This is a genomic window from Aureimonas altamirensis, assembly GCF_001463885.1.
Taxonomy (GTDB): domain Bacteria; phylum Pseudomonadota; class Alphaproteobacteria; order Rhizobiales; family Rhizobiaceae; genus Aureimonas; species Aureimonas altamirensis.
Map to the genome: position 1 here is coordinate 58,157 of NZ_BBWQ01000005.1, position 20,852 is coordinate 79,008.

Here is a 20,852-nt window from a genome sequence, read left to right on the forward strand (position 1 = left end):
TTTCGGGGGTACGGCATGGGCACAACCTTTTCCGACGAGGCGGGCGTGCCCCGTCTCGACCGACTGGATATGAGCCAGCATCTCGACAAGGTCGCATACAGCCAGCGCAAGAAAGCCGTGCAGAAGACCTTCGTGCAGCTACAACAGGCCTACCTGAATACCGGCGACAGTGCCGTCGTCGTGTTCGAAGGGTGGGATGCCGCCGGCAAGGGCGGCACCATCAGGCGGATGTCGACGGTGATGGACCCGCGCGGCTTCAAGGTGTGGCCGATATCGGCACCGTCCGAGGCCGACAAGCAGCGTCACTATATGGCGCGCTTCTGGGAAAAGCTGCCGTCGAAAGGCGGCATCGCCGTATTCGACCGCTCCTGGTACGGCCGTGTCCTGGTCGAGCGTGTCGAGGGCTATGCCAGCGAGGGCGAGTGGCAGCGCGCCTATGACGAGATCGTCGCCTTCGAGCGGTCGTTGACGGATAGCGGCATCCGCGTCGTGAAGCTTTTTCTTTATATCACCGCCGACGAGCAGTTCGTGCGCTTCCGCGATCGCATGGAAAATCCGCTGAAGCGGTGGAAACTGAGCTACGAGGATTTTCGCAATCGCGACAAATGGTACGAATACGAGGACGCCGCCAACGACATGCTGGCGCGCACCGGCGCCGCCAATGCGCCGTGGGTTCTGGTGCCGGCCAACGACAAGCGCTACGCCCGCATCATGGCGCTGGAGGCGATCGCGGAACGCCTGTCCAGCGGGGTCGATCTGAAGCCGCGTCAGCCGCCCGATAAACTGCGCAAGCAGTTCGAGAAGATGAAGCAGGATATCGCCCCGCGTCACCGGTCGTGACGCGGGGGCGATGCCGGCGTCAGGCGCGGAGCGCCTCGACGGCCGCGAAGCCGCGCTCGATATCTTCCTGCAGGTCCGAAACGTCTTCCAGGCCGATCTGCAGCCGGATGACGGGGCCTTCGGCCGGCGCCTTCGCGGCGACACGGTCGGACAGGTCCGGCTGCAGCGCCAGGCTCTCGAAGCCGCCCCAGGAGTAACCCAGTCCAAAAAGCTCCAGGGCATCCAGGAAGGCCGCGGCCTCTTGGTTGCCGCCGCCGTCCAGCACCATCGAGAACAGCCCCGTCGAGCCGGAGAACTGCCGTTCATACAAGGCATGGCCGGCAAAGGAGGGCAGGGCCGGATGAAGCACCCGGGCAACGCCCGGACGCCCCTCCAGCCATTGCGCGATTTCCAGCGCGGAGCGGCCATGACGCTCGATCCGGGTGGGCATGGTGCGCAGGCCGCGCAGCGTCAGATAGGCATCGTCGGGGGCCGCGTTGACGCCCAGCGCCATCTGCGCCTCGCGGAGGCGCCCGTAGGTTTCGCGCGTGGCCGATACGCTGCCCAGCATCACGTCGGAATGGCCGGCCGGATACTTGGTCAGGGCATGGATGGACAGGTCCACACCGTGTTCCAACGGCCGGAAATACATGGGCGTCGCCCAGGTGTTGTCCATCATCGTCACGGCGCCGCCCGCATGGGCGATTTCGCAGGCCCGCGCCACGTCGAGCATCTCGAACGTGTTGGATCCGGGCGCCTCCAGAAACACGACCCGCGTCTCGGGCCGCATGTGCGATTCGAGGTCGTCGTCCGGATGGAAGTAGGTGATATCCACACCTGTGCGCTGCAGCATCTGTGCACAGAAGCGGCGCGTCGGCCCATAGACCGAATCTACGCAAAGTAGATGATCCCCGGCACTCAGGAACGCCAGAAGAGGTACGGTGATCGCAGCCAGGCCGGACGGCACCAGGATCGTCCCCGCCGAGCCTTCCATGACGTCCAGCGCAGCTTCCAGCGCCTCGGTCGTGGGTGTGCCGCGAAGCCCGTAAGTATATCGCTGTGCGCCCCGGCGCATGGTTTCCGTGTCGGGAAACAGCACCGTGGAAGCATGCACGACAGGGGGATGGATGAAGCCATCGTGGGTCGCCGGATCCCACCCCGCATGAGCGGCCTGCGTGTGCAGATGACGATTACGTGTTGAAGACTTCTGATTGTTGCTCAAGTTTACGTCCTTTTGATCACGGAACGTGCAGTAATTTCGAGTACACCTTTCGCTCGTGCAAAAAATGCGGCTGAAGCTTGACCTGCCAATTTTTATCGCATGTGATTGCCGTCAGTCGAAGTCATGGCGTGGATACCGCGCGGCCTTATGCTCGGCAATGATTTCGATACGTTCATATTCAAACGGAAGGTGTTCTATGAAATTGAAGCTTCTGACTGCCGCCCTCTGCCTCTCGGCACTGGGTGTCGCGGCGGGGACCGCATCCGCACAGACGCTCGCGGCCACCAAGGAGCGCGGTACGGTCCGCTGCGGCGTCAATACCGGCCTTCCGGGTTTCGGCTATCAGAAGGATGACGGCGAATGGGCCGGCCTCGATGTCGATTACTGCCGCGCCATCGCGGCCGCCATCTTCGGTGACGGCACCAAGGTAACCTTCACGCCGCTCTCGGCCGTGCAGCGTTTCCCGGCCCTTCAGAACAACGAAGTCGACGTTCTGGCCCGTAACACCACCTGGACGATGAGCCGCGATACGGCGCTCGGCCTGGATTTCGCCGGCGTCAATTACTATGACGGCCAGGGCTTCATGGTGCGCGAGGCGCTCGGCGTCAATTCGGCCCTGCAGCTTTCGGGCGCCACGGTCTGCGTGCAGAGCGGCACCACCACCGAGCTGAACCTCGCGGATTACTTCCGCGCCAACAACCTCGAGTACAATCCGGTCGTCATCGAGTCCCAGGCAGACGTCAACGCCGCCTACGACAGCGGCCGTTGCGATGCGCTGACGACGGACGCTTCCGGCCTGTATGCGTCGCGCCTCGAGCTGGGCAACCCGGACGAGCATATCGTGCTGCCGGAGATCATCTCCAAGGAGCCGCTCGGTCCTGCCGTGCGCCAGGGTGACCCGCAGTGGTTCGACGTCGTGAAGTGGGTGCACTTCGCCCTGCTGAACGCCGAAGAGTTCGGCATCACGCAGGCGAACGTCGAAGAGATGAAGACCTCCGACAACGTCGAGATCCGTCGTCTTCTCGGCACCGAGGGCACGTTCGGCGCCGATGCCGGCCTTCCGGCCGACTGGGCTGCCCAGGCCGTCAAGGCCGTCGGCAACTATGGCGAAATGTTCGAGCGCAATGTCGGCGCAGGTTCGCCACTGGGTATCGCCCGCGGCCAGAACGCGCTGTGGACCAATGGCGGCTTGCAGTACGCTCCGCCGGTTCGCTGAACCGACGGCATGACAATCGACCGCGGGCCTTCAAGGTCCGCGGTTTCTTGATTTCGCTTTAAAAATTTGACGGAACCTCATGACGGCAGACACACAGTCGTTGAAATCCGCTGAGGCTCGCGAAAGCCTTTGGACAAATCCCACGGTGCGAGGCCTGGTCATCCAGGTTCTGCTGGTCGGCGCTATTTTCGCGTTCGGCTGGTGGATCGTTCACAACACCGCGACCAACCTTCGCTCAGCCAATATCGCTTCCGGCTTCGGCTTCCTCGAGGGGAGGGCCGGTTTCGACATCTCCCAGGTGCCGATCGGCTACACGAGCGATTCCACCTACGGGCATGCCCTTCTGGTTGGTCTCGTCAACACGCTCATCGTCGCGGGGACCGGCGTCGTCTTTGCGACGATCCTGGGATTCATCGTCGGACTGGGCCGGCTGTCGCACAATTTCGTCGTGCGCAGCATGGCGACGGCCTATGTCGAGATCTTCCGCAACATACCGCCGCTGCTGGTGATCCTGTTCTGGTATTTCGGCGTGCTGGCGGTGCTGCCGCTGCCGCGCCAGGCCATCGAGTTCCCGGGCGAAGTCTACCTGTCCAATCGGGGCCTGCAGACACCCATTGCCGTCTGGGGCGATCTCGCCTGGATGACGGGGGTGGCGCTGCTGGCCGGCATCGTGCTGACGTTCATCCTGGGCCGGATATTCCGCGCGCAGCAGATGAAGACGGGCAAGCGGCGCAAGCTGTGGCCCATCGCACTCGGCCTGATCGTCGCGCTGCCGCTTGTCGTCTTCCTGGCAACCGGCATGCCGGCAACGCTGGAAACACCGACACGCGGTACCTTCAACCTGACGGGCGGCTTCCAGATCCGGCCGGAGTTCCTGGCCATCTTCCTCGCTTTGTCGGTCTATACGGCCTCCTTCATCGCGGAGATCGTGCGCGCCGGCGTGCTGGCGGTATCCAAGGGGCAAAGCGAGGCTGCGGCTTCGCTGGGGCTGCGCCGCAATCTTGCGCTGCGTCTGGTGATCGTGCCGCAGGCGCTGCGGGTCATCATCCCGCCGCTGACAAGCCAGTATCTCAACCTGACCAAGAATTCGTCGCTGGGCCTTGCGATCGGTTACCCCGATCTCGTTGCCGTCGGATCGACCGTTCTCAACCAGTCGGGCCAGTCTATCGAGGTCGTGATGATCTGGATGACGGTCTATCTCGGATTGAGCCTCACCGTGTCCATCCTGATGAACTGGTTCAACCGTCGCATGCGGCTGGTCGAACGCTGAGGAACCCCCATGAACCGCAATCATCTTCAGTTCTTCGATCGGGGGAATTAACCGCATGGAAGAACAAGTTTCCGCATATGTCGCCCGCGAGCCGAAGGCGGCACTACCGCCGCCGGGCAGCGAAAGGGGTGTGTTCGGCTGGACGCGCACGCATCTGTTCGCCACCCCGTTCGACAGCGTGCTGACCATCGTTCTGTCGTTGTTCGTCGCCTGGCTTGCCTGGAACATCTATCAGTGGGGCTTCGCCACCGCCGTCTTCACCGGGCAGGACCGTACGGCATGTCTTGCGCAGGACGGGCAGGCGGTCGGTGCCTGCTGGGCCTTCATCCGGGCCCGCTTCAGCCAGTTCGTCTACGGCCTCTATCCGGTGGACCAGCGTTGGCGCGTCGACCTGGTGTTCGCGGCTTTCGCCGTGCTTCTTGTCGCCGTCGCCATTCCGCGCGTGCCGTTCAAGAAGCTGACCGCGGTGCTGCTGCTCGCGGTGCTGCCGCCGGTGGCGCTCGTCCTGCTCACGGGCGGCCGTTTCACCCTCGGCGGCGGCGCCATCGCGCTCTTCTTCCTGGTCGCGGCGGCCATCGCCGTGGCGCAGGCCGTTGCGATAAGCCCGCTCGTCAACCGGCACGTGATGATGAAGGCGGCCAAGGTTCTGCTGGCGGTTTCGCTGGCGGCCATCCTTGCCAACTATGTCCTCAATTCCGGCCGGGTCGGCATCCTGACCTACCGCTTCTCGCAATTGTCTGCGGTTGCGCTGTTTGCCGCGCTGGGTGCGAACCTGTTGGCGTTGGCGGCGACGGCCGCGACGGCGGAGCGCAAGTCTGCGGCTGTTTCGCTGATCGTACCGCCCATCGTGGCGGCAGCCCTCACGCTGGTGCTGACCACGCATTTCGGCCTTTCCCATGTTCCCACGAACCTCTGGGGCGGCCTGCTGGTGACACTGGTGGTGGCGGTTGTCGGCATCGTCGCATCGCTGCCCATCGGTATCCTGCTGGCGCTCGGGCGGGTCTCGTCCATGCCGGCGGTGCGGCTGCTCTCGGTGATCTTCATCGAGTTCTGGCGCGGCGTTCCGCTGATCACCGTGCTGTTCATGGCCAACTTCATGTTGCCGCTGTTCATGCCGGCAGGCACGAGCTTCAACCAGCTCCTGCGTGTCCTGGTGGGTGTCGCCCTGTTCTCTGCCGCCTACATGGCGGAAGTGATCCGCGGCGGGCTCCAGGCCATTCCGAAGGGCCAGTATGAAGGCGCCGACGCAATGGCGCTGACCTACTGGCAGAAGATGCGGATGATTATCCTGCCGCAGGCGTTGCGGCTGGTGATCCCGGGTATCGTGAACACCTTCATCGGCCTGTTCAAGGATACGAGCCTTGTCTACATCATCGGTATCGCAGATCTGCTCGGTACGGTTCGGCGCGGCTTCAACGACCCGGCCTGGATAACCCCATCCACGCCGGCAACGGGCCTCGTCTTCGCCGGTTTCGTGTTCTGGTTGTTCTGCTTCGCCATGTCGCGCTACTCCATCTACATGGAAGGGCGCCTGAGTACCGGCCACAAGCACTAGCCGAATAATAGATCCAACGGCGGTCGCCCCTGCGGCCGCCGGTTTTCCCCCAATATCTCGGAGTTTCGGCATGAGCGTTGAAACAGCGGCCAAGGTGGCCACCAAGACCGGCGAAACCGCCATCGAACTCATCAATGTCAACAAGTGGTACGGCGAGTTCCATGTGCTGCGCGACATCAACCTGAAGGTCCGCACCGGCGAGCGTATCGTCGTCTGCGGCCCATCCGGTTCCGGCAAGTCCACGATGATCCGGTGCATCAACCGGCTGGAAGAACACCAGAAGGGCCAGATCATCGTCGACAATGTCGAGCTGACCAACGACCTCAAGAAGATCGACGTCGTGCGTCGCGAGGTCGGCATGGTGTTCCAGCACTTCAACCTGTTCCCGCATCTGACGATTCTGGAAAACTGCACCCTTGCCCCGATCTGGGTGCGCAAAATGCCCAAGGCCAAGGCCGAGGAAATCGCGATGCACTATCTGACCCGGGTCAAGATCCCGGATCAGGCGCATAAATATCCGGGCCAGCTTTCGGGCGGCCAGCAGCAGCGCGTGGCCATCGCCCGCTCGCTCTGCATGAGCCCCAAGGTCATGCTGTTCGACGAGCCGACCTCGGCGCTCGATCCGGAAATGATCAAGGAAGTGCTGGACGTCATGGTGGGCCTGGCCGAAGAGGGCATGACCATGATCTGCGTCACGCACGAAATGGGCTTCGCACGCCAGGTCGCGGATCGCGTCATCTTCATGGATGCCGGCCAGATCGTAGAGCAGAACGTACCGGAAGAGTTCTTCCGCAATCCGCAGCACGAGCGGACCCGGCTGTTCCTGTCGCAGATCCTGCATTAGAACCCGGCAGCAACATCGCTTTTTTCCAAGGGGTGGCGCATTGCGCCGCCCCTTTTTGCTTGCTGCCTGGCAAGAGGCGGTTGCCGGCGGAACGACCATGCCTGCGACACGTTAGCTCACCAGATCGAGGGGTGAGAATACGATGGCAGACGACAGGTCGTCAGACGAGGGCAAAACCATTGTTGCCCCGAATATCGGGCTCGTCACCAAGCAGACCGTTCAGGTGGGCCCCCGTTGGGCCGTCATCGGCATTTTTCTCATCCTCTTCGGGGGCATGCTGTACCTGACGGCAAGCTTCATCCTGCCGGTCGTGTTCGCGCTTCTGTTCGCCCTGGTGCTCAGCCCGATCGTCCGCTTCTTCCGGCGCCGGCTGAAGGTGCCCGAGCCGATTACCGCAATCTTCCTGGTGCTGGGAACGCTGGTCGGCCTGACGGCGATGTTCTACGCCCTCAGCGATCCGCTGACGCAGATCGTGCGCAACGCGCCGAGCTACGCGCAGGCCGTGGAAGAGGAAGTGTCGTCCGTCCAGCAGCAGTTCGGTCGGCTAACGCGCCTGCGCAGCGGCGTGGAGGATGCATCGGCGGTCACCGTACCGCAGGATGAGGTGCAGGGGCCGCAGCCGGAAGAGCCCCGCGAAGTGGTGGTGCGCTCGCCCACATTGCTGGATACGGCGGCCAACAGTGCGCCGCAGATGCTGGCGGGAGTTGGCTTTGCGCTGATCTTCCTGTTCTTCCTGCTGGCATCGGGAGATCTGTTCCACCAGAAACTCGTCCAGTCGATGCCGACCTTTTCGGACAAGAAGCGGGCCCTCTCCATCGCGCATGAAATCGAAAAGGAGCTGTCTCGCTACCTGTTCACCATCACGCTCATCAATATCGGACTGGGCGTTGCCGTGGGGTTCAGCCTGTGGATGGTCAACATGCCGACGCCGGCCGTTTTCGGCGCGCTGGCCACCGTCCTCAACTTCATTCCCTATATCGGCGCGATCGTCGGCATGGCGCTGGTCGGTGTCATCGCGCTGGCGGAGTTCGGCGATGTGACCGCGGCGTTGATTCCCGTGCTCGTCTATTTTGCCTGCACCTCGCTGGAAGGGCAGTTCCTGACGCCGATGATCGTCGGACGGCGGCTGGAGATGAATGCCGCTGCCGTGTTTCTTTCGGTGGCGTTCTGGGGCTGGATCTGGGGTGTCACCGGCATGTTCCTGGCGGTGCCGATCATGGTGGGCGTGAAGATCCTCGCCAGCTATGTGGACAGCCTGCAGCCGCTTGGAAACTTCCTGGCATCCGACAGGACGCCGCCTGCCCAGGAATAGAAGACATCACTCGCCGGCCGGGGGCCTTCAAGCCGCCAGGAAGGGGCCGCCGTGGCGGCCCCTACGCCATTCAACGCTGGCTGGTGACGACCGGCTTGACCAGGGGCGTTATGCGCCGAAGCGTGACGCGGCGGTTTTCCCGGTTGGGCTCCTGCGTGACGACCTTCAGCTGTTCTTCGCCATAGCCCTGCGTGATCAGGTTTTCAGGCGGGATGCCGAAATATTCCGTCAGCGCCACCGCAACGGACTCTGCGCGTCGATCCGATAGCGCAAGGTTGGCGATATTGCTGCCCACGGCGTCCGTATGTCCCTCCAGCAGGAATGACTCTGAAGGGTTCTCGTCGATCACCCGCGCAACGGCATCGGCCAGGGCCTGCAGGTTGCGAACCTCGTCCTGTTCGATATCGGCAGAGCCGAACGCGAAGTTGATCGTCGCCAGGTCGATGCGCCGTACTTTGTCGCGGATACGGGCCGAGCGCCGCACCTCGTCCACCGAATAGATGCGCTCCACCGTCTCGACCGGAGGCGCGACGATCGTATCGTAGTACAGGTCTTCGTCCGGCTGCATCACATCCACGATGTAGCGGTCTCGCGGAATGGCGACGCGCAGCGGCGGCAGGTCGGCGCCCGCGTCGTAGGCGTAGCCGGCACGCGTGTCGTCTTCCGCATAGGGATCGTAGAACAGGACGTCCTCGCGTCCGTCCGGGCTGATGCGCGAGCGCTGGATGACGTCGCCATACTCATTGGTGATCGTCACCACCTGCACGCCATTGTCGCGCACTACCGTTTCACGCGTCATTCCGCGTGGAAGCTGTTCCACATAGTAATCGCGGGAATCGCGTTGCAAGCGCTGCCGGTCGTCCGGGCGGATGAAATAGGATGCCGCGGCCCCGGCCGCCGCGCCGGCAAGGCCCGCTCCGACGATGGTCAGGATATCGCGGTTGCCCGAGCGCTGCACAACCTCCACGTCGGGCGGTAGCTGCGGCTGCGGCGCAGCCTCGATCCGCTGCCCGGCCTGCTGCGTGATCGGCTGAATCTCTACGGGTTCGATCAGGCGTTGCACACGGGCATCGCTGGCGCCGACCTCGCCGGGTGCAACGGGTGCGGTCTGGATTTCCGCATCCACCGGCTGCGGCTGCTCTGCCGGAGGTGCGGCTTCGGCCGGTGGCGGCGGCGGAGTTGCAGCTTCGGGCGCGGGCTCCTCGACGCCTGGCGGCGGTGTCGGCTGAGACGGCGGAACCGGTACGGGCTGCGTGGCGCCATCGGGGGCCGGCGCGGCATCCGGGGCGGGCTCGGGAGGTGTCGGGGCTGGCGGAGCCGTCTCTTCCGGTTGCGCCGGCACGTCGCTTTCTGTCCCTTGGTCGACCGGCAGGTCTTCCGGGTCTCCGACGGTCGCGTTCGGGTCCGCGCGTGTTTCGGATGCGGGCGGCACGGGTGAGGGGGGCGGCGGTGCAGGCTCGGCCGGAACGGGCTCCGACGGGCCGGGCTCGGCGGGTGCAGGTACCTCCAACGGGGCAGGCGGAGCCTCCTCGGCCGGCGGTGCGATCTCCTCTGGCGGTGCGGGCGGCACTTCTACCGGAGGCTGCGGGATCGGCTTGGGTTGCGGCTCTGGCTGAGGCTCCGGTTCGGGCTGGGGTGCGGGCTCCTCCACCGGCGGTGGGGCAGGCACTTCCGCCGGTGGCGGCGGGGTGATCTCGGCAGGCGGTTCCACGGGCGGCTCCTCGATCGGGGGCGCCGGCTGCGGCTCAGGCTCCGGTGGTGGCACTTCCTGCTGCGTTTCGGGGGCGGGCTCCTGAGCCATCGCGGACAGCGGGCCGGCAAGCGCCGTCGATGTCACGAGCGCTCCGATACAGGCCAGGCGGGCGGCCTTCTTGATTTTTGACACGGATCGACCTTTTTCTATCTGTCCCTTACAGATTTCGGGTGCATTGCCTGGCGGCGTTCAGAGCCGCAAGGCGCTCCCGGTCGATTGTCAGCTAGCGTTTCTTTGCGATGTTTCAAAGGCGGACCCGGGCAATTCGGGTGGCGCCCAGTCGTAGAGCCATGACAGCGATGCCGCCAGCCGGGCCGGCGGCGTCAGGCGCATGACCGCATCGCGCGCCAGCGAAACGGGGCGCGGCAGGTGGTAGACACGGTCGTGGAAGCGTACCCGCTTCAGCACGCTGGCAATGCGCGGCCGCCGCAGCGCCTCGTAGCGCGTCAAAGGCTCAGGCGCGCCATCGGCAAGGCAGGCGGCCAACACGGCCGCATCCTCGATGCCCATGGCTGCGCCCTGCGCCGCAAACGGCAGCATCCCGTGCGCCGCATCACCGACAAGCACGATGCGGTTTCCCTTCGCATAGGGGCGCTCAGGCGGAACGGCCGACATCTGCCAGCATCCGACGAAGGCGCCCCCTTGTATGGTTTCGACAAGGCCGGGGGCGGCGCGGCCCGACAGGGCGGCGGCCAGTCGGGCGGGGGAGCCGTCGTCCGGCGCCACGAAATCGGTCCGCGCGATGACGACGAGGTTACGCGAGCCCCCGGCGTGCACGGGATAGGTCACCGCGTGCCAGCGCGCGTCCAGCCAGGCCTCTATACCGCTGGTTTCGCCATTGCCCGCAGGCCGCAGAAAGCGCCAGGCCGCATACGGAGAGCGCCCGGGTGAAGAAAAGCCGAGGTCGGCCGCGACGGCAGAGCCGACGCCATCGGCCGCCACCAGAAGCTTGAACACATGTTCGTCGGCACCGAAGCGCAGGCCTACCCAAGCCTCCGTTTCGTTTAGGGCCGTCAATGTGTGTCCGAAGCTCACGCTGATCGCGGCATCGGCCAGGGCTGCATCCAGCAGCACGGAATGCAGGTCGGCGCGGTGGATGGACAGATAGGGTGTGCCATCGGCGGCCTGCACCGGCACATCAGCGAGCGTGCGGCCGGTACGCCCGTCGCGCAGCGTTACCGCGGCAGCAAGCGTCCCGCGCGCCACCAGCGCTTCCAGGCAGCCCAGCCGGGCCATGACCCGCAGCGCATTGGGCGAAAGCTGGATGCCGGCGCCAACCGGCTGGGCCGCTGCCGCGCGCTCGAATACGCGAACGCGAGAGCCGGTGCGGGCCAGGCACAGGGCTGTCGTCAGACCGGCAATGCCGGCCCCGACAATGGCGATATCGTGCAACGCCTCAGGCGGCGCGCGCGCGCGGATCTTCGTAGTAGCATCCGGCCGGCACCGTTTGGTCGTAATGCAGGGCGGCGTTGAAGCGATAGAGCGTCGAGCAGTATGGGCAGACCTTCTCGGTCTCGTCGCCCATGTCGAGATAGACGTGCGGATGGTCGAAAGGCGCCGTCGCGCCGACGCACATGAATTCCTTCACGCCGATCTCGATCGTGGCGTGTCCGGCGTCGTTCTGGAAATGGGGCGTTGCGTGCGCGGCCATGAGACCGTCTCCGTTCATTCAGCGTGTCGCGTCGGCGCGGACCATATTGGAAAGGGGCCCGGTTAGGCAATGCTTCGATTGTATCGTGCGGGGGGTAGCCTTCTGCAAAGCGGGTAGGGTAACAGGCGGACGGGATCGGCACGGGAACGCGGCATGGAAACCTTCGAGAACGATGGATTGAAATTCGCCTATCTGGACGAAGGGCCGCGTGACGGCCTGCCGATCCTGCTCGTGCATGGCTTTGCCTCGTCCGCACGCGTCAACTGGATAGAGCCGGGCTGGGTCCAGACCCTCGGCGATGCCGGCTACCGCGTCATCGCGCTGGATCATCGCGGCCACGGCGCCAGCGACAAGCCGCACGAGGCCCCGTTGTATACGCCTCCGGTCATGGCGGGAGACTGCATAGCCCTTCTGGATCATCTGTCCCTGAACAAGGCGGTATGGTTCGGCTATTCCATGGGCGCGCGCATCTCCGTCTTCGCCGCGCTGGAGCATCGGGCGCGCGTCGCGGCGCTGATCCTTGGCGGCCTCGGCTACGGCCTCGTGGAAGGCGTCGGCGACTGGGACCCGATCGCCGAGGCATTGCTGGCCCCCTCGCTGGACGATGTCACGCACGAGCGCGGCCGCATGTTCCGCAGTTTCGCCGACAGGACGCGCAGCGACAGGCTGGCGCTTGCCGCCTGCATCCAGGCCAACAGGCAGGAGCCTTCGCGCGAGGCGATCGCCGCGCTCGACGTGCCGACGCTGATCGCCGTCGGTACGAAAGACGATATCGCAGGGTCGGCCGACAAGCTGGCGCAGCTTATGCCGGATGCCAAAGCCCTTGCGCTGGAGGGGCGAGACCATATGCTGGCGGTGGGAGACCGCAACTTCAAGGCGGCGGTTTTGCGCTTTCTCGCCGAACGCGGGTTCACGCCCGATGCTTCCTCGTTTAATTGAAGCGCCTGGGCTGACGTGGACCGCGCGCCAGACTATCTATTTCCGGTGAACCGGCGTTAAGGGCATGCAGGAGCTTCTATGAGCGTCATCGGCAACAGGACACGTGAGCGCCTACAGGCGGTCGATCCGATCTGGCTGGGCATCCGCGACGAGGCGCTGGCGATCGGCGAAAGCGAACCTGCGCTCAGCGGCTTCATCTACGCGACCATCCTGAACCACGATACGCTGGAAGCCGCGCTGGCGCACCGCGTTGCCTCTCGCCTTGGCCACCCGGACGTGCCGGCCGCGCTGATCGTCCAGGCGTTCGGCCAGATGGCCGCTGCCGAACCCGCCTTTGCCGATACGCTCCGCATCGACCTGCAGGCCGTCTTCGACCGCGACCCGGCCTGCGAGCGGTATGTCGAGCCTCTGTTGTACTTCAAGGGTTTCCACGCCATCCAGGCGCACCGGCTGGCGCACTGGCTGTGGCAGCAGGGCCGGCGCGACTTCGCCTTGTACATCCAATCGCGCTCGTCCTCGGTCTTCCAGACCGACATCCACCCGGCCATGCAGATGGGACGCGGCATCTTCCTCGATCATGCGACGGGCCTTGTCGTGGGCTTCACCGCGCGGATTGGCGACAATGTCTCTATCCTGCAGGATGTGACCCTGGGCGGAACGGGCAAGGAATTCGGCGACCGGCATCCCAAGATCGGCGACGGCGTGCTCATTGGCGCCGGGGCAAAGATCCTCGGCAACATAGAGATCGGCCGTTGCTCGCGCATTGCGGCGGGCTCTGTCGTCCTGAAGGAAGTTCCGCCCAACTCCACGGTAGCGGGCGTTCCGGCCAAGATCATCGGAACATCCGGTTGCCCCGAGCCGGCGCGCAGCATGGACCAGTGCACCGGCTGCGACGACTAGTTCGTTGCCTGCCGGGGCGCGAACGCCTCGGCCCCGGTAGCCGACCCAACACAAGAATCCGTCCGGACATGCGGACCGAACAATCAAGGAGATGCCCGTGAAGGGTGATGAGATCAAGAAGCTCGAATCCTACCTGAAGAAGACCTTCAAGGGTGGCGACATCGAAGTGCGGGCGCTGCCGAAGAAGAGCGGCGATACCGCCGAAGTCTATGTCAACGACGAATTCGCCGGCCTGATCGCCAAGGATACGGACGAGGGCGAGCTCTCGTACCATTTCACCATGACCATCCTGGATATCGACCTGGAAGACTGATCCGCCCACGCGGTCACCTGCAAATAGATAAAGGGCCGTCGCGGCATCGCGGCGGCCCTTTTTGCTGCGCTCAGAAGTTAGCGGACGCTGCCGACCAGCATCATGTCGCGGTCGTCGGCGATGCCGGCCCACTTGCCCGAATTGGCTTCCGCCTGGCGCTTCAGGAAGCGGTAGGGGGTATCGGTCCAGCGCAGGACCCGCTCGTCCAGATTGTCGAGGACGTAGTCGCCGGCGTCGGTGCGCACGGTCAGTACGGCATGGCCTTCGCCGTTCGGCTGCTGAACGACGGTGATGAGCAGGGAAGAGCGCGGCAGGCCGGCCTTTTCCAGCATGTACTGCTTGAGAAGCGCGAAGTCCTCGCAGTCGCCCTCGGTGGTCGGGTACGACCAGAGCTCCGGCACACCGTGCATTTCCAGATCGGTCTTCGGCGTGATCGCCGTGTTGACCGTGTTGTTCACCTCGACGATCAGGCGCCACGTGGCGTCGTCCATGCGGGTCAACCGCACCTGCCGGTTCGGCTGGCATTGCTCGGGGTAGGACTGGCAGAACACGTAATGTCCAACCGGCTGGCTCGTCGGTCCGGTTACCGGCATGTCCGCCTTCGCAGGGGCGGTGAACACCCCGAGTACGAACCCGATTGCCACAGTGCTGATGGTCAGAAACTTGTTCACGGCCATGTCTCCCGTCTTCGGGAATGACAATGGCAGTGCCCTTTTACCGGCTTTCCAAGACGCGGGAGACAATCTGTCTCAAATCCGTGGCGGGCTGTTCAGACCTCGTGCTTGCGGCCGCCTGAAGCCGTTTCGATGCATTTCAGCGGTGTCGGTAACATCCCCGCAAGCTTAAAAGAATGCGAATTCAAACAGGTTTCCAGCCGCCATCCCCATGCCCGCAATTGCCGGGGCAAAAGTTAATGCGGGCATGCGCCGACACGGTGCCGGCGTTAACCTGTCCGGCAGCGGGCGGAGATGGCAATCGTAAATCCGGTTGCAAGGTCGCTTAACGGGGCATGATAGGCGGGTTAACAGAGGCGGGGGATAACCCCCCTGAAAGCGCCGCTTTTGCCATGAAATAAACTGGATGGCGGTGAAAACAGGCTTTATCAAAGGTTTATCCGCTCCTTCGAGGACAATTCCCGCGTGACGCCAGAGTATCGGCCCGTACGGCCATCCAATCCGCCGGCCTTCAACATACCGGGCATCGTGCTGGCCACGATTGCGCTTCTGGCCGCGATCCACTTCGTCAGGATGAACCTTTTGAGCGAAGATTCGGATTTCCGGGTGCTGCTCGACTTTGCCCTGATCCCGGCCTGTTACTCGCTGCCGATACAGGAATGCCTGTCGCGGCCGTCGGGCGCGGATCTGTGGGCGCCGTTCACGCATGCCTTCCTGCACGGAAGCTGGGGCCATCTCGGCGCCAACACGCTGTGGCTCGTCGCATTCGGCACGCCGGTTGCGCGGCGCCTGGGCAGTGGCCGCTTCGTCCTGTTTTCGCTGGCCGGCGCGCTGGGCGGCGCGGCGCTGTTCTACATCATGAACCCGGACCTCCTGCAGCCGATGATCGGCGCATCGGGCGTCGTTTCAGCCCTGATGGGCGGGGCATGTCGCTTTGCGCTGGGCGCGCCGGGCCAACTGACCTCGGGTGCGATCGCGCTTGCGCCGCGTATGACGGTGGCGCAGTCGCTATCCAACCGGACCGTCCTCATCTTCACGCTCATCTTCTTTGCCACCAATATCGCCATCGGTTCGGTCGGCTTTGGCGGTGACGGCGCATCGGTGGCCTGGGAAGCACATCTTGGCGGCTTCGCCCTCGGCTTTCTCGCTTTCGGCTTCTTCGACCCCGTCCCCTGGCGCAACACCCATCATTGATTGCCGGCGCGTCTTGCCGAAAGACCGCGCCTGGCGCACCATCCTCCGGAAAAGATCATTGTGGAGGAAACGATGACGGTCAGGCAAATACTGGAATCCAAGGGACGTTCGGTCGAAACGATCAGTCCGGACGTGACGGTGTCGGACGCGGTGGCGATCCTGTCGGAGCGGCGGATCGGCGCCCTTGTGGCCCTGTCCGAAGGTGGGCGGGTGGCCGGCATCCTTTCCGAGCGGGATATCGTCCGCGTCATCGGCCGCGACGGCCCGCAGGCCCTGGTGGGCAAGGTGGCCGACGTGATGACGACGAAGGTCGTGACCGCGCGGGAAGAGATGACCGTCGACGAGGTGATGGATCTCATGACGCGCGGACGCTTCCGCCACCTGCCCGTGTGCGAGGATGGCGTGCTGGTGGGTGTCATCTCCATCGGCGACGTCGTCAAGCGGCGGATCGAGGATGCAGAGCGCGAGGCCGAGGACATGCGCGCCTATATCCACACCGCTGCCGGTTGAAGCAGCATCGCCCCGGCGGGTTCAGCGCCGGGGCAGACTTTCCGCCAGCCGGGCGATTTCCGGCAATTGCCGCTGCGCCTCGGCATAGCCGAAGTCGATCGCCTCTCGCGCGCGGAAAAACTCCGACAAGCCGATATCCCGCACGCGGGGGTGCAGCGACAGGTCCGGCGGGTCGCCGGCCAGCCGGGCGCGCGATATGCGATCCTGGATGATACCGAAGGCGTCCACCATGGAACGGGCGATGCCCACCTTGTCGGGCTTCACCTCTTCGTCGCGCGGGGTGTCGTCGCCGCCTTTGTCGGCGCCGGCGCGCAGGCGCAGCACAGCCGCCCGCCCGAACAGGTCGTAATTCAGGTTTACCGCCACCACCAACGGCTCCTCGTAGACGCGGCACACGGCCACGGGCACGGGGTTGACGAGGGCTCCGTCCATCAGCATCCGCCCGCCGCACTTGACCGGCAGGAAAACGCCGGGCAGGGCGTAAGAGGCGCGCATGCCGGTGACGAGAGAGCCGGAGTCGATCCAGACTTCGTGCCCAGTGCGCGCTTCGGTCGCCACGCAGACAAGGCGTTTGGGAAGGCTCTCTATCTGCATGTCGGACAGGGCTTCGACCAGCCTGCGGTTCAGCCGCATGCCGCCGATCAGCCCCGCGCCGCTGATGCTGAAATCGAGGAAGCGGATGATACCGCGCCGGGTGAGAGAGCAGGCGAACTCTTCCAGCGCATCGAGCTTGCCGGCGAGATAGCAGCCGCCGACAAGCGCACCGATGGAGGTGCCGGCAATCATGCTGATCGGGATGCCGCCTTCGTCCAGTGCGCGCAGAACGCCGATATGGGCCCAGCCGCGCGCCGCGCCGCCTCCGAGGGCCAGGGCCACGCCGGTACGGGGGCGCTCCTGTACCGCAATAGGCTGGAGGCTACCTCGGAAGGGTTCGTTACGCTTGAAGACCCGTCGGAACATTCAGTGACCATGTGATTCCGTCGGCCAGTCGGCCGCTCTTGCGCGCAGATTAGTTCATCGCGCCGCCAAACGGAATTCGTGGATCCCCTTACGCCCCGAAGCGAGGCTCCGGCAGGCCGCGGACGCCGAGGTCGTGCAGCGCGAAAAGGCTGCCGCGCTGGACGCCGTCGCCGGGAAAGCGCGGCAAGGGCGGTTTCGCCATGGAGGTGACGAACAGGATATCGAGGTTCGGCCCCCCGAACATGACGCTCGTCACCTTCTTCACCGGCATGTCGACGATACGGTCCACTGCGCCGTCCGGGGTGTAGCGCACCAGCCGGCCATCATAGACGAGGGCGTTCCAGAGGCATCCTTCGGCATCCACGGTGGAGCCGTCCGCCGCGCCGCCCCTGGATGTGTCCACGCGCGCGAAGGTCCGCCGGTTGGAAGCGGTGCCCGTTTCGATGTCGTAGTCGTAGGCCCAGATCTCGCCCGTCCAGGTATCGGCGAAATAGAAGGTTTTGTCGTCCGGAGAAAAGCACGGCCCGTTGGAGCAGATGATGTCGGTGTCGATCCTATGCACGGAAAAGTCGGGGTCGAGCCGGTAGAGGGCGCCGAAGGGGCCTTCCTCCATCGTGTCCATGGAGCCGGCAAAGAACCGTCCGCGCCTGTCCACCTTGCCGTCGTTGATTCGGTTGGCGGGACTGTCCGGCTCCGGATCGTGGATCAGGTCGCAATCGCCGGACTTGAAGTCCAGCGCGTGGAAGCCTTGCTGCAGGGAAACGATCGCCCCTTCGCCATCCTTGCGCAGGGCCATCGAGCCGATCTTGCCCGGCACGTCCCAGGCGCGGATTTCGCCTCCGTCGACCGTCGTGCGGAAAACACGACCGTCGAAGCTGTCGATGAAATAGAGACGCTCCTGTTCGGCGTCCCAGAGCGGGCCTTCACCCAACGTCGTCTTGACGTCCAAAAGAACCTCGATGCGCATGTAGAACCTCCCCTTCTTCTACGCTGGCCGGCGGCCTGTTCAGAAGCCGACCTTGTCGCCGCCCTTCAATTGCAGGATCGCCCTGGCCTCGGCCGGTGTCGCGACCGAGAGGCCGAGCCCCTCGATGACCTGATGCACCATCCGCACCTGGTCCGCGCTGGACGTGGCAAGCTTGCCCTTGCCGGCCCAGAGCGAATCCTCCAGCCCGACGCGGACATTGCCGCCCATCGCGGCGGCCTGCGTTGCGATGCGTAACTGGCTGGAGCCGGCACCCAGCACCGACCAGCGGTAATTGTCGCCGAAGAGCCGGTCCGCCGTCCGCTTCATGTGCATGACATCTTCGGGGTGAGTGCCGATGCCGCCGAGCAGGCCGAACACGGACTGCACGAAGAACGGCGCCTTCACGAGGCCGCGATCGGCAAAATGGGCGAGGTTGTAGAGATGCGCGATGTCGTAGCACTCGAACTCGAAACGCGTGCCGTTGTCGTAGCAGGTCTCCAGTATGTACTCGATGTCCTTGAACGAGTTGCGGAAGACAAGGTCCCGCGTCGCCTCAAGATGCGGCTTCTCCCAGTCGAACTTGAACGTCTCGTAGCGCGGGGCGAGGTGATACAGCCCGAAATTGATCGACCCCATGTTCAGGGAAGCGACTTCCGGCTTGAAGGTGGCTGCCGGCAGCACGCGTTCTTCCACCTTCATGTACGGGCTGCCACCGGTCGTGATGTTGATGGCGGCGTCGGTGGCCTGCTTGACCCGGGGCAGGAACCTGGCGAAGGCCTCCGGCGTCTGGTCGGGCCTGCCGTTTTCCGGGTTGCGGGCATGCAGGTGCAGGATCGCCGCTCCGGCCTCGGCCGCGCCGATGGCATCCGCTGCGATCTCGTCGGGCGTGATCGGCAGATAGGGCGACATGGTCGGCGTATGGATGGCGCCGGTAACGGCACAGGTTATGATGACCTTTCCGGAAGGCATGGCGGTCGGGGCGGGGGTGGTGGACATGATCGTTTCCTCTGGTCGGGTCACTTGCCGAATTGCGCGTCGGCGGCGCGTTTGTGGGCGCGCAACGCCATAAGGCGCGCGTCGCGCCAGCGCTGCCGTTCCGACAGGCCGTCTGCGGGCAGGGCCTGCCGGCGCTCCGCTCCGATGCCGGCCGCCGTTATGCCGGCCCAGTCGGGCTGGCGGCGCATGCTTTCCGCAAGGCCGGCATACATGGGCCCGTAGCGCGCGACATAATCTTCGATGCCGCCCGGCGCATTCAGGTCTATCGTTTCGAAAGGTCCGATGAAGCTCCAGCGCAGCGCCAGGCCATCGGCAATGCCACGGTCCACATCGGCAGCGCTGGCATAGCCGCCCTCGACCAGGCGGAATGCCTCGTCCAGCAAGGCGCCCTGCAGCCGGTTCATGATGAAGCCGTCGATCTCGCGTTCCATGACCAGCGGCACCTGGCCGATGGCTCGCAGAAACTCGGCGCCGCGCTCCATCGTCCGCGCGTCCGTCCACGGCGCCGGCACCAGCTCCACCGCAGGAACCAGATAAGGCGGGTTGATGGGATGCGCCACGACGCAGCGTTGCCGACCTGCAAGCCCTTCGGAAATCGCCGAGGGCAGAAGGGCAGAGGATGACGATGCCAGTATGGCCTCCTGCGAGGCCATCTCGTCCATGAGGGCGAAGGTTTCCCGTTTTGTGTCGATGCGCTCGGGGCCGCACTCCTGCACCCAGAGTGCACCTTGCAATGCCGCCGCAAGCGTATCGCTGCCTTTAATGCCGTCGATCATGGCATCCCGGCTGAGGCCGCCAGCCAGATCGTTGCGGACGAGGTCGTCGACCACGGATGCGATATAGGCGAGTGCCTCCGGAATGGCCTTCGGCTCCGGGTCCCACAGGCGCACGCGGCATCCCGCCCGTGCGAAGGTAATGGCCCATGCGCGGCCGATCAGGCCTGCGCCGATGACTGCGACCGTCTCCATCACAGCGTCTCCACATTGCCGTCGACGTTGAAGGACATCGCCGAAAGGTTGCGGCCGGCATCCGACATCAGGAACGCGATGGACGCCGCCACATCCTGCGGCGTCACCATGCGCCTCAGCGATACGGTCTGGAGGTATTGCGCCTTCATCTCGTCGAAGGACAGGTCGAGCCGTTCTGCACGGTCGCGGATGACGCCGTCCATGCGCGGTCCTTCCACGATGCCGGGCAGTACGGCATTGACGCGGATATTGGACGGCCCGAGCTCCTTGGCGAGCGATTGGGTAAAGCCGACCACGCCCCATTTGGCGGCCGCATACGGCGTGCGGTAGGCATAGCCGTGGCGCCCGGCGGAAGACGACATGTTGACGATGGCGCCTCCGCCAGCCGCCTTGATGTGCGGAACGGCCAGGCGCGCGCACAGGAACTGGCCGGTCAGGCCGATATCCAGGCAACGCCGCCAATCCGCCACCGAGATATCCTCCACCCCGCCGGTCGGCCCGGCGATGCCGGCATTGTTGACGAGGGCGTCGAGGCCGCCGAGCGCCGACAGTGCAGCCTCGAAGAACCGCGCGACATCGCCTTCGTCGGATACGTCGGCGCGCAGGGTGGTGATGCCGGGCAGCTCCGAGCCGATCCTGCCCAGCGCTTCGTCGGATACGTCGCAAAGGGCGATGCGGCATCCCTCTGCATGCAGCAGCCGCACGGTCGCCTCGCCGATGCCGCCGGCCCCTGCCGTCACGATGACGCGCTGCCCGCCGAGACCGCTCATGATGTTCTGCGACATTCCG

The 20,852-nt window shown here is 64.7% G+C and carries 21 protein-coding genes; 11 read left to right on the forward strand and 10 right to left on the reverse strand.

Going from position 1 to position 20,852, the window contains the following annotated elements; genetic code table 11:
* The first annotated feature begins 15 nt into the window (after window positions 1-15).
* Window positions 16-840, forward strand: coding sequence for a polyphosphate kinase 2 family protein (locus AUL31_RS03160; protein ID WP_060601175.1), 825 nt, complete (start codon window positions 16-18; stop codon window positions 838-840).
* Between the two features lie 19 nt (window positions 841-859).
* Here AUL31_RS03160 and metC read toward each other — a convergent pair whose 3' ends face one another.
* Window positions 860-2,041, reverse strand: coding sequence for a cystathionine beta-lyase (gene metC / locus AUL31_RS03165; protein WP_060601177.1), 1,182 nt, complete (start codon window positions 2,039-2,041; stop codon window positions 860-862).
* Between the two features lie 196 nt (window positions 2,042-2,237).
* Between metC and AUL31_RS03170 the strand changes: the two genes are divergently transcribed.
* The 5 genes from AUL31_RS03170 (at window position 2,238) to AUL31_RS03190 (ending at window position 8,238) form a co-directional block, all read left to right on the forward strand.
* Window positions 2,238-3,257, forward strand: a complete 1,020-nt coding sequence (locus AUL31_RS03170; protein WP_060601180.1) for an amino acid ABC transporter substrate-binding protein — start codon at window positions 2,238-2,240, stop codon at window positions 3,255-3,257.
* Window positions 3,258-3,336: 79 nt separating this feature from the next.
* Entirely contained in the window at window positions 3,337-4,527 is a 1,191-nt protein-coding gene (locus AUL31_RS03175; protein WP_060601183.1) for an amino acid ABC transporter permease, read from the forward strand.
* Window positions 4,528-4,582: 55 nt separating this feature from the next.
* Entirely contained in the window at window positions 4,583-6,082 is a 1,500-nt protein-coding gene (locus AUL31_RS03180; RefSeq protein WP_060601186.1) for an amino acid ABC transporter permease, read from the forward strand.
* Window positions 6,083-6,152: 70 nt separating this feature from the next.
* Window positions 6,153-6,926 carry an amino acid ABC transporter ATP-binding protein gene (locus AUL31_RS03185; protein ID WP_039196063.1) on the forward strand — a complete coding sequence of 258 codons (774 nt, stop codon included), beginning with the start codon at window positions 6,153-6,155 and terminating at the stop codon, window positions 6,924-6,926.
* Window positions 6,927-7,068: 142 nt separating this feature from the next.
* Window positions 7,069-8,238: an AI-2E family transporter gene (locus AUL31_RS03190; RefSeq protein WP_060601189.1), complete on the forward strand. Its 1,170-nt coding sequence runs from the start codon at window positions 7,069-7,071 to the stop codon at window positions 8,236-8,238.
* 70 nt (window positions 8,239-8,308) lie between these two features.
* Here AUL31_RS03190 and AUL31_RS20775 read toward each other — a convergent pair whose 3' ends face one another.
* The 3 genes from AUL31_RS20775 to AUL31_RS03205 form a co-directional block, all read right to left on the reverse strand.
* The gene (locus tag AUL31_RS20775) at window positions 8,309-10,123 is read right to left on the reverse strand and encodes an OmpA family protein (RefSeq protein WP_280137891.1); all 1,815 of its coding nucleotides are present in this window, start codon (window positions 10,121-10,123) and stop codon (window positions 8,309-8,311) included.
* Window positions 10,124-10,210: 87 nt separating this feature from the next.
* The gene (locus AUL31_RS03200) at window positions 10,211-11,383 is read right to left on the reverse strand and encodes an FAD-dependent oxidoreductase (protein ID WP_060601196.1); all 1,173 of its coding nucleotides are present in this window, start codon (window positions 11,381-11,383) and stop codon (window positions 10,211-10,213) included.
* Window positions 11,384-11,387: 4 nt separating this feature from the next.
* Complete coding sequence (locus AUL31_RS03205; RefSeq protein ID WP_060601199.1) at window positions 11,388-11,642, reverse strand: zinc-finger domain-containing protein; 255 nt, start codon at window positions 11,640-11,642, stop codon at window positions 11,388-11,390.
* 153 nt (window positions 11,643-11,795) lie between these two features.
* Here AUL31_RS03205 and AUL31_RS03210 point away from each other — a divergent pair, with 153 nt between their 5' ends.
* The 3 genes from AUL31_RS03210 to AUL31_RS03220 all read left to right on the forward strand — a co-directional run bounded on the left by AUL31_RS03210 (window position 11,796) and on the right by AUL31_RS03220 (window position 13,794).
* Window positions 11,796-12,581 carry an alpha/beta fold hydrolase gene (locus AUL31_RS03210; RefSeq protein WP_060601202.1) on the forward strand — a complete coding sequence of 262 codons (786 nt, stop codon included), beginning with the start codon at window positions 11,796-11,798 and terminating at the stop codon, window positions 12,579-12,581.
* Window positions 12,582-12,659: 78 nt separating this feature from the next.
* Entirely contained in the window at window positions 12,660-13,481 is an 822-nt protein-coding gene (gene cysE, locus AUL31_RS03215; protein WP_060601205.1) for a serine O-acetyltransferase, read from the forward strand.
* Between the two features lie 97 nt (window positions 13,482-13,578).
* Window positions 13,579-13,794, forward strand: coding sequence for a DUF3126 family protein (locus tag AUL31_RS03220; protein ID WP_143190114.1), 216 nt, complete (start codon window positions 13,579-13,581; stop codon window positions 13,792-13,794).
* A 77-nt stretch (window positions 13,795-13,871) separates the two neighbouring features.
* On the opposite strand, the gene AUL31_RS03225 is transcribed toward AUL31_RS03220, so the two are convergent.
* Complete coding sequence (locus AUL31_RS03225; protein WP_060601211.1) at window positions 13,872-14,471, reverse strand: transglutaminase-like cysteine peptidase; 600 nt, start codon at window positions 14,469-14,471, stop codon at window positions 13,872-13,874.
* 462 nt (window positions 14,472-14,933) lie between these two features.
* On the opposite strand from AUL31_RS03225, the gene AUL31_RS03230 reads away from it, so the two are divergent.
* Entirely contained in the window at window positions 14,934-15,662 is a 729-nt protein-coding gene (locus tag AUL31_RS03230) for a rhomboid family intramembrane serine protease (RefSeq protein WP_082646757.1), read from the forward strand.
* 72 nt (window positions 15,663-15,734) lie between these two features.
* A complete protein-coding gene (locus tag AUL31_RS03235) occupies window positions 15,735-16,172 on the forward strand; it encodes a CBS domain-containing protein (RefSeq protein WP_060601804.1) in 438 nt (145 codons plus the stop codon).
* A 21-nt stretch (window positions 16,173-16,193) separates the two neighbouring features.
* On the opposite strand, the gene AUL31_RS03240 is transcribed toward AUL31_RS03235, so the two are convergent.
* From AUL31_RS03240 to AUL31_RS03260, 5 genes are all read right to left on the reverse strand, one after another.
* Window positions 16,194-17,132 carry a patatin-like phospholipase family protein gene (locus AUL31_RS03240; RefSeq protein WP_060601217.1) on the reverse strand — a complete coding sequence of 313 codons (939 nt, stop codon included), beginning with the start codon at window positions 17,130-17,132 and terminating at the stop codon, window positions 16,194-16,196.
* An 88-nt stretch (window positions 17,133-17,220) separates the two neighbouring features.
* Complete coding sequence (locus AUL31_RS03245) at window positions 17,221-18,099, reverse strand: SMP-30/gluconolactonase/LRE family protein (protein ID WP_060601220.1); 879 nt, start codon at window positions 18,097-18,099, stop codon at window positions 17,221-17,223.
* Between the two features lie 39 nt (window positions 18,100-18,138).
* Window positions 18,139-19,095: a beta-keto acid cleavage family enzyme gene (locus AUL31_RS03250; protein WP_060601224.1), complete on the reverse strand. Its 957-nt coding sequence runs from the start codon at window positions 19,093-19,095 to the stop codon at window positions 18,139-18,141.
* 20 nt (window positions 19,096-19,115) lie between these two features.
* Window positions 19,116-20,063: a 3-hydroxyacyl-CoA dehydrogenase gene (locus AUL31_RS03255; RefSeq protein ID WP_060601227.1), complete on the reverse strand. Its 948-nt coding sequence runs from the start codon at window positions 20,061-20,063 to the stop codon at window positions 19,116-19,118.
* Window positions 20,063-20,848, reverse strand: a complete 786-nt coding sequence (locus AUL31_RS03260) for an SDR family oxidoreductase (RefSeq protein ID WP_060601231.1) — start codon at window positions 20,846-20,848, stop codon at window positions 20,063-20,065. Before AUL31_RS03260 ends, AUL31_RS03255 begins: the two co-directional genes overlap by 1 nt.
* Between the last annotated feature and the right edge of the window lie 4 nt (window positions 20,849-20,852).

Coding starts and splice junctions, on each gene's coding strand:
- AUL31_RS03245 (WP_060601220.1), bottom strand. CDS start 18,099: ATGCGCATCGAGGTTCTTTTGGACGTCAAGACGACGTTGGGTGAAGGC.
- AUL31_RS03170 (WP_060601180.1), top strand. CDS start 2,238: ATGAAATTGAAGCTTCTGACTGCCGCCCTCTGCCTCTCGGCACTGGGT.
- AUL31_RS03235 (WP_060601804.1), top strand. CDS start 15,735: ATGACGGTCAGGCAAATACTGGAATCCAAGGGACGTTCGGTCGAAACG.
- AUL31_RS03190 (WP_060601189.1), top strand. CDS start 7,069: ATGGCAGACGACAGGTCGTCAGACGAGGGCAAAACCATTGTTGCCCCG.
- AUL31_RS03250 (WP_060601224.1), bottom strand. CDS start 19,095: ATGTCCACCACCCCCGCCCCGACCGCCATGCCTTCCGGAAAGGTCATC.
- AUL31_RS03225 (WP_060601211.1), bottom strand. CDS start 14,471: ATGGCCGTGAACAAGTTTCTGACCATCAGCACTGTGGCAATCGGGTTC.
- AUL31_RS03185 (WP_039196063.1), top strand. CDS start 6,153: ATGAGCGTTGAAACAGCGGCCAAGGTGGCCACCAAGACCGGCGAAACC.
- AUL31_RS03180 (WP_060601186.1), top strand. CDS start 4,583: ATGGAAGAACAAGTTTCCGCATATGTCGCCCGCGAGCCGAAGGCGGCA.
- AUL31_RS03205 (WP_060601199.1), bottom strand. CDS start 11,642: ATGGCCGCGCACGCAACGCCCCATTTCCAGAACGACGCCGGACACGCC.
- AUL31_RS03210 (WP_060601202.1), top strand. CDS start 11,796: ATGGAAACCTTCGAGAACGATGGATTGAAATTCGCCTATCTGGACGAA.
- AUL31_RS03175 (WP_060601183.1), top strand. CDS start 3,337: ATGACGGCAGACACACAGTCGTTGAAATCCGCTGAGGCTCGCGAAAGC.
- AUL31_RS03240 (WP_060601217.1), bottom strand. CDS start 17,132: ATGTTCCGACGGGTCTTCAAGCGTAACGAACCCTTCCGAGGTAGCCTC.
- AUL31_RS03160 (WP_060601175.1), top strand. CDS start 16: ATGGGCACAACCTTTTCCGACGAGGCGGGCGTGCCCCGTCTCGACCGA.
- AUL31_RS03260 (WP_060601231.1), bottom strand. CDS start 20,848: ATGTCGCAGAACATCATGAGCGGTCTCGGCGGGCAGCGCGTCATCGTG.
- cysE (WP_060601205.1), top strand. CDS start 12,660: ATGAGCGTCATCGGCAACAGGACACGTGAGCGCCTACAGGCGGTCGAT.
- AUL31_RS03255 (WP_060601227.1), bottom strand. CDS start 20,063: ATGGAGACGGTCGCAGTCATCGGCGCAGGCCTGATCGGCCGCGCATGG.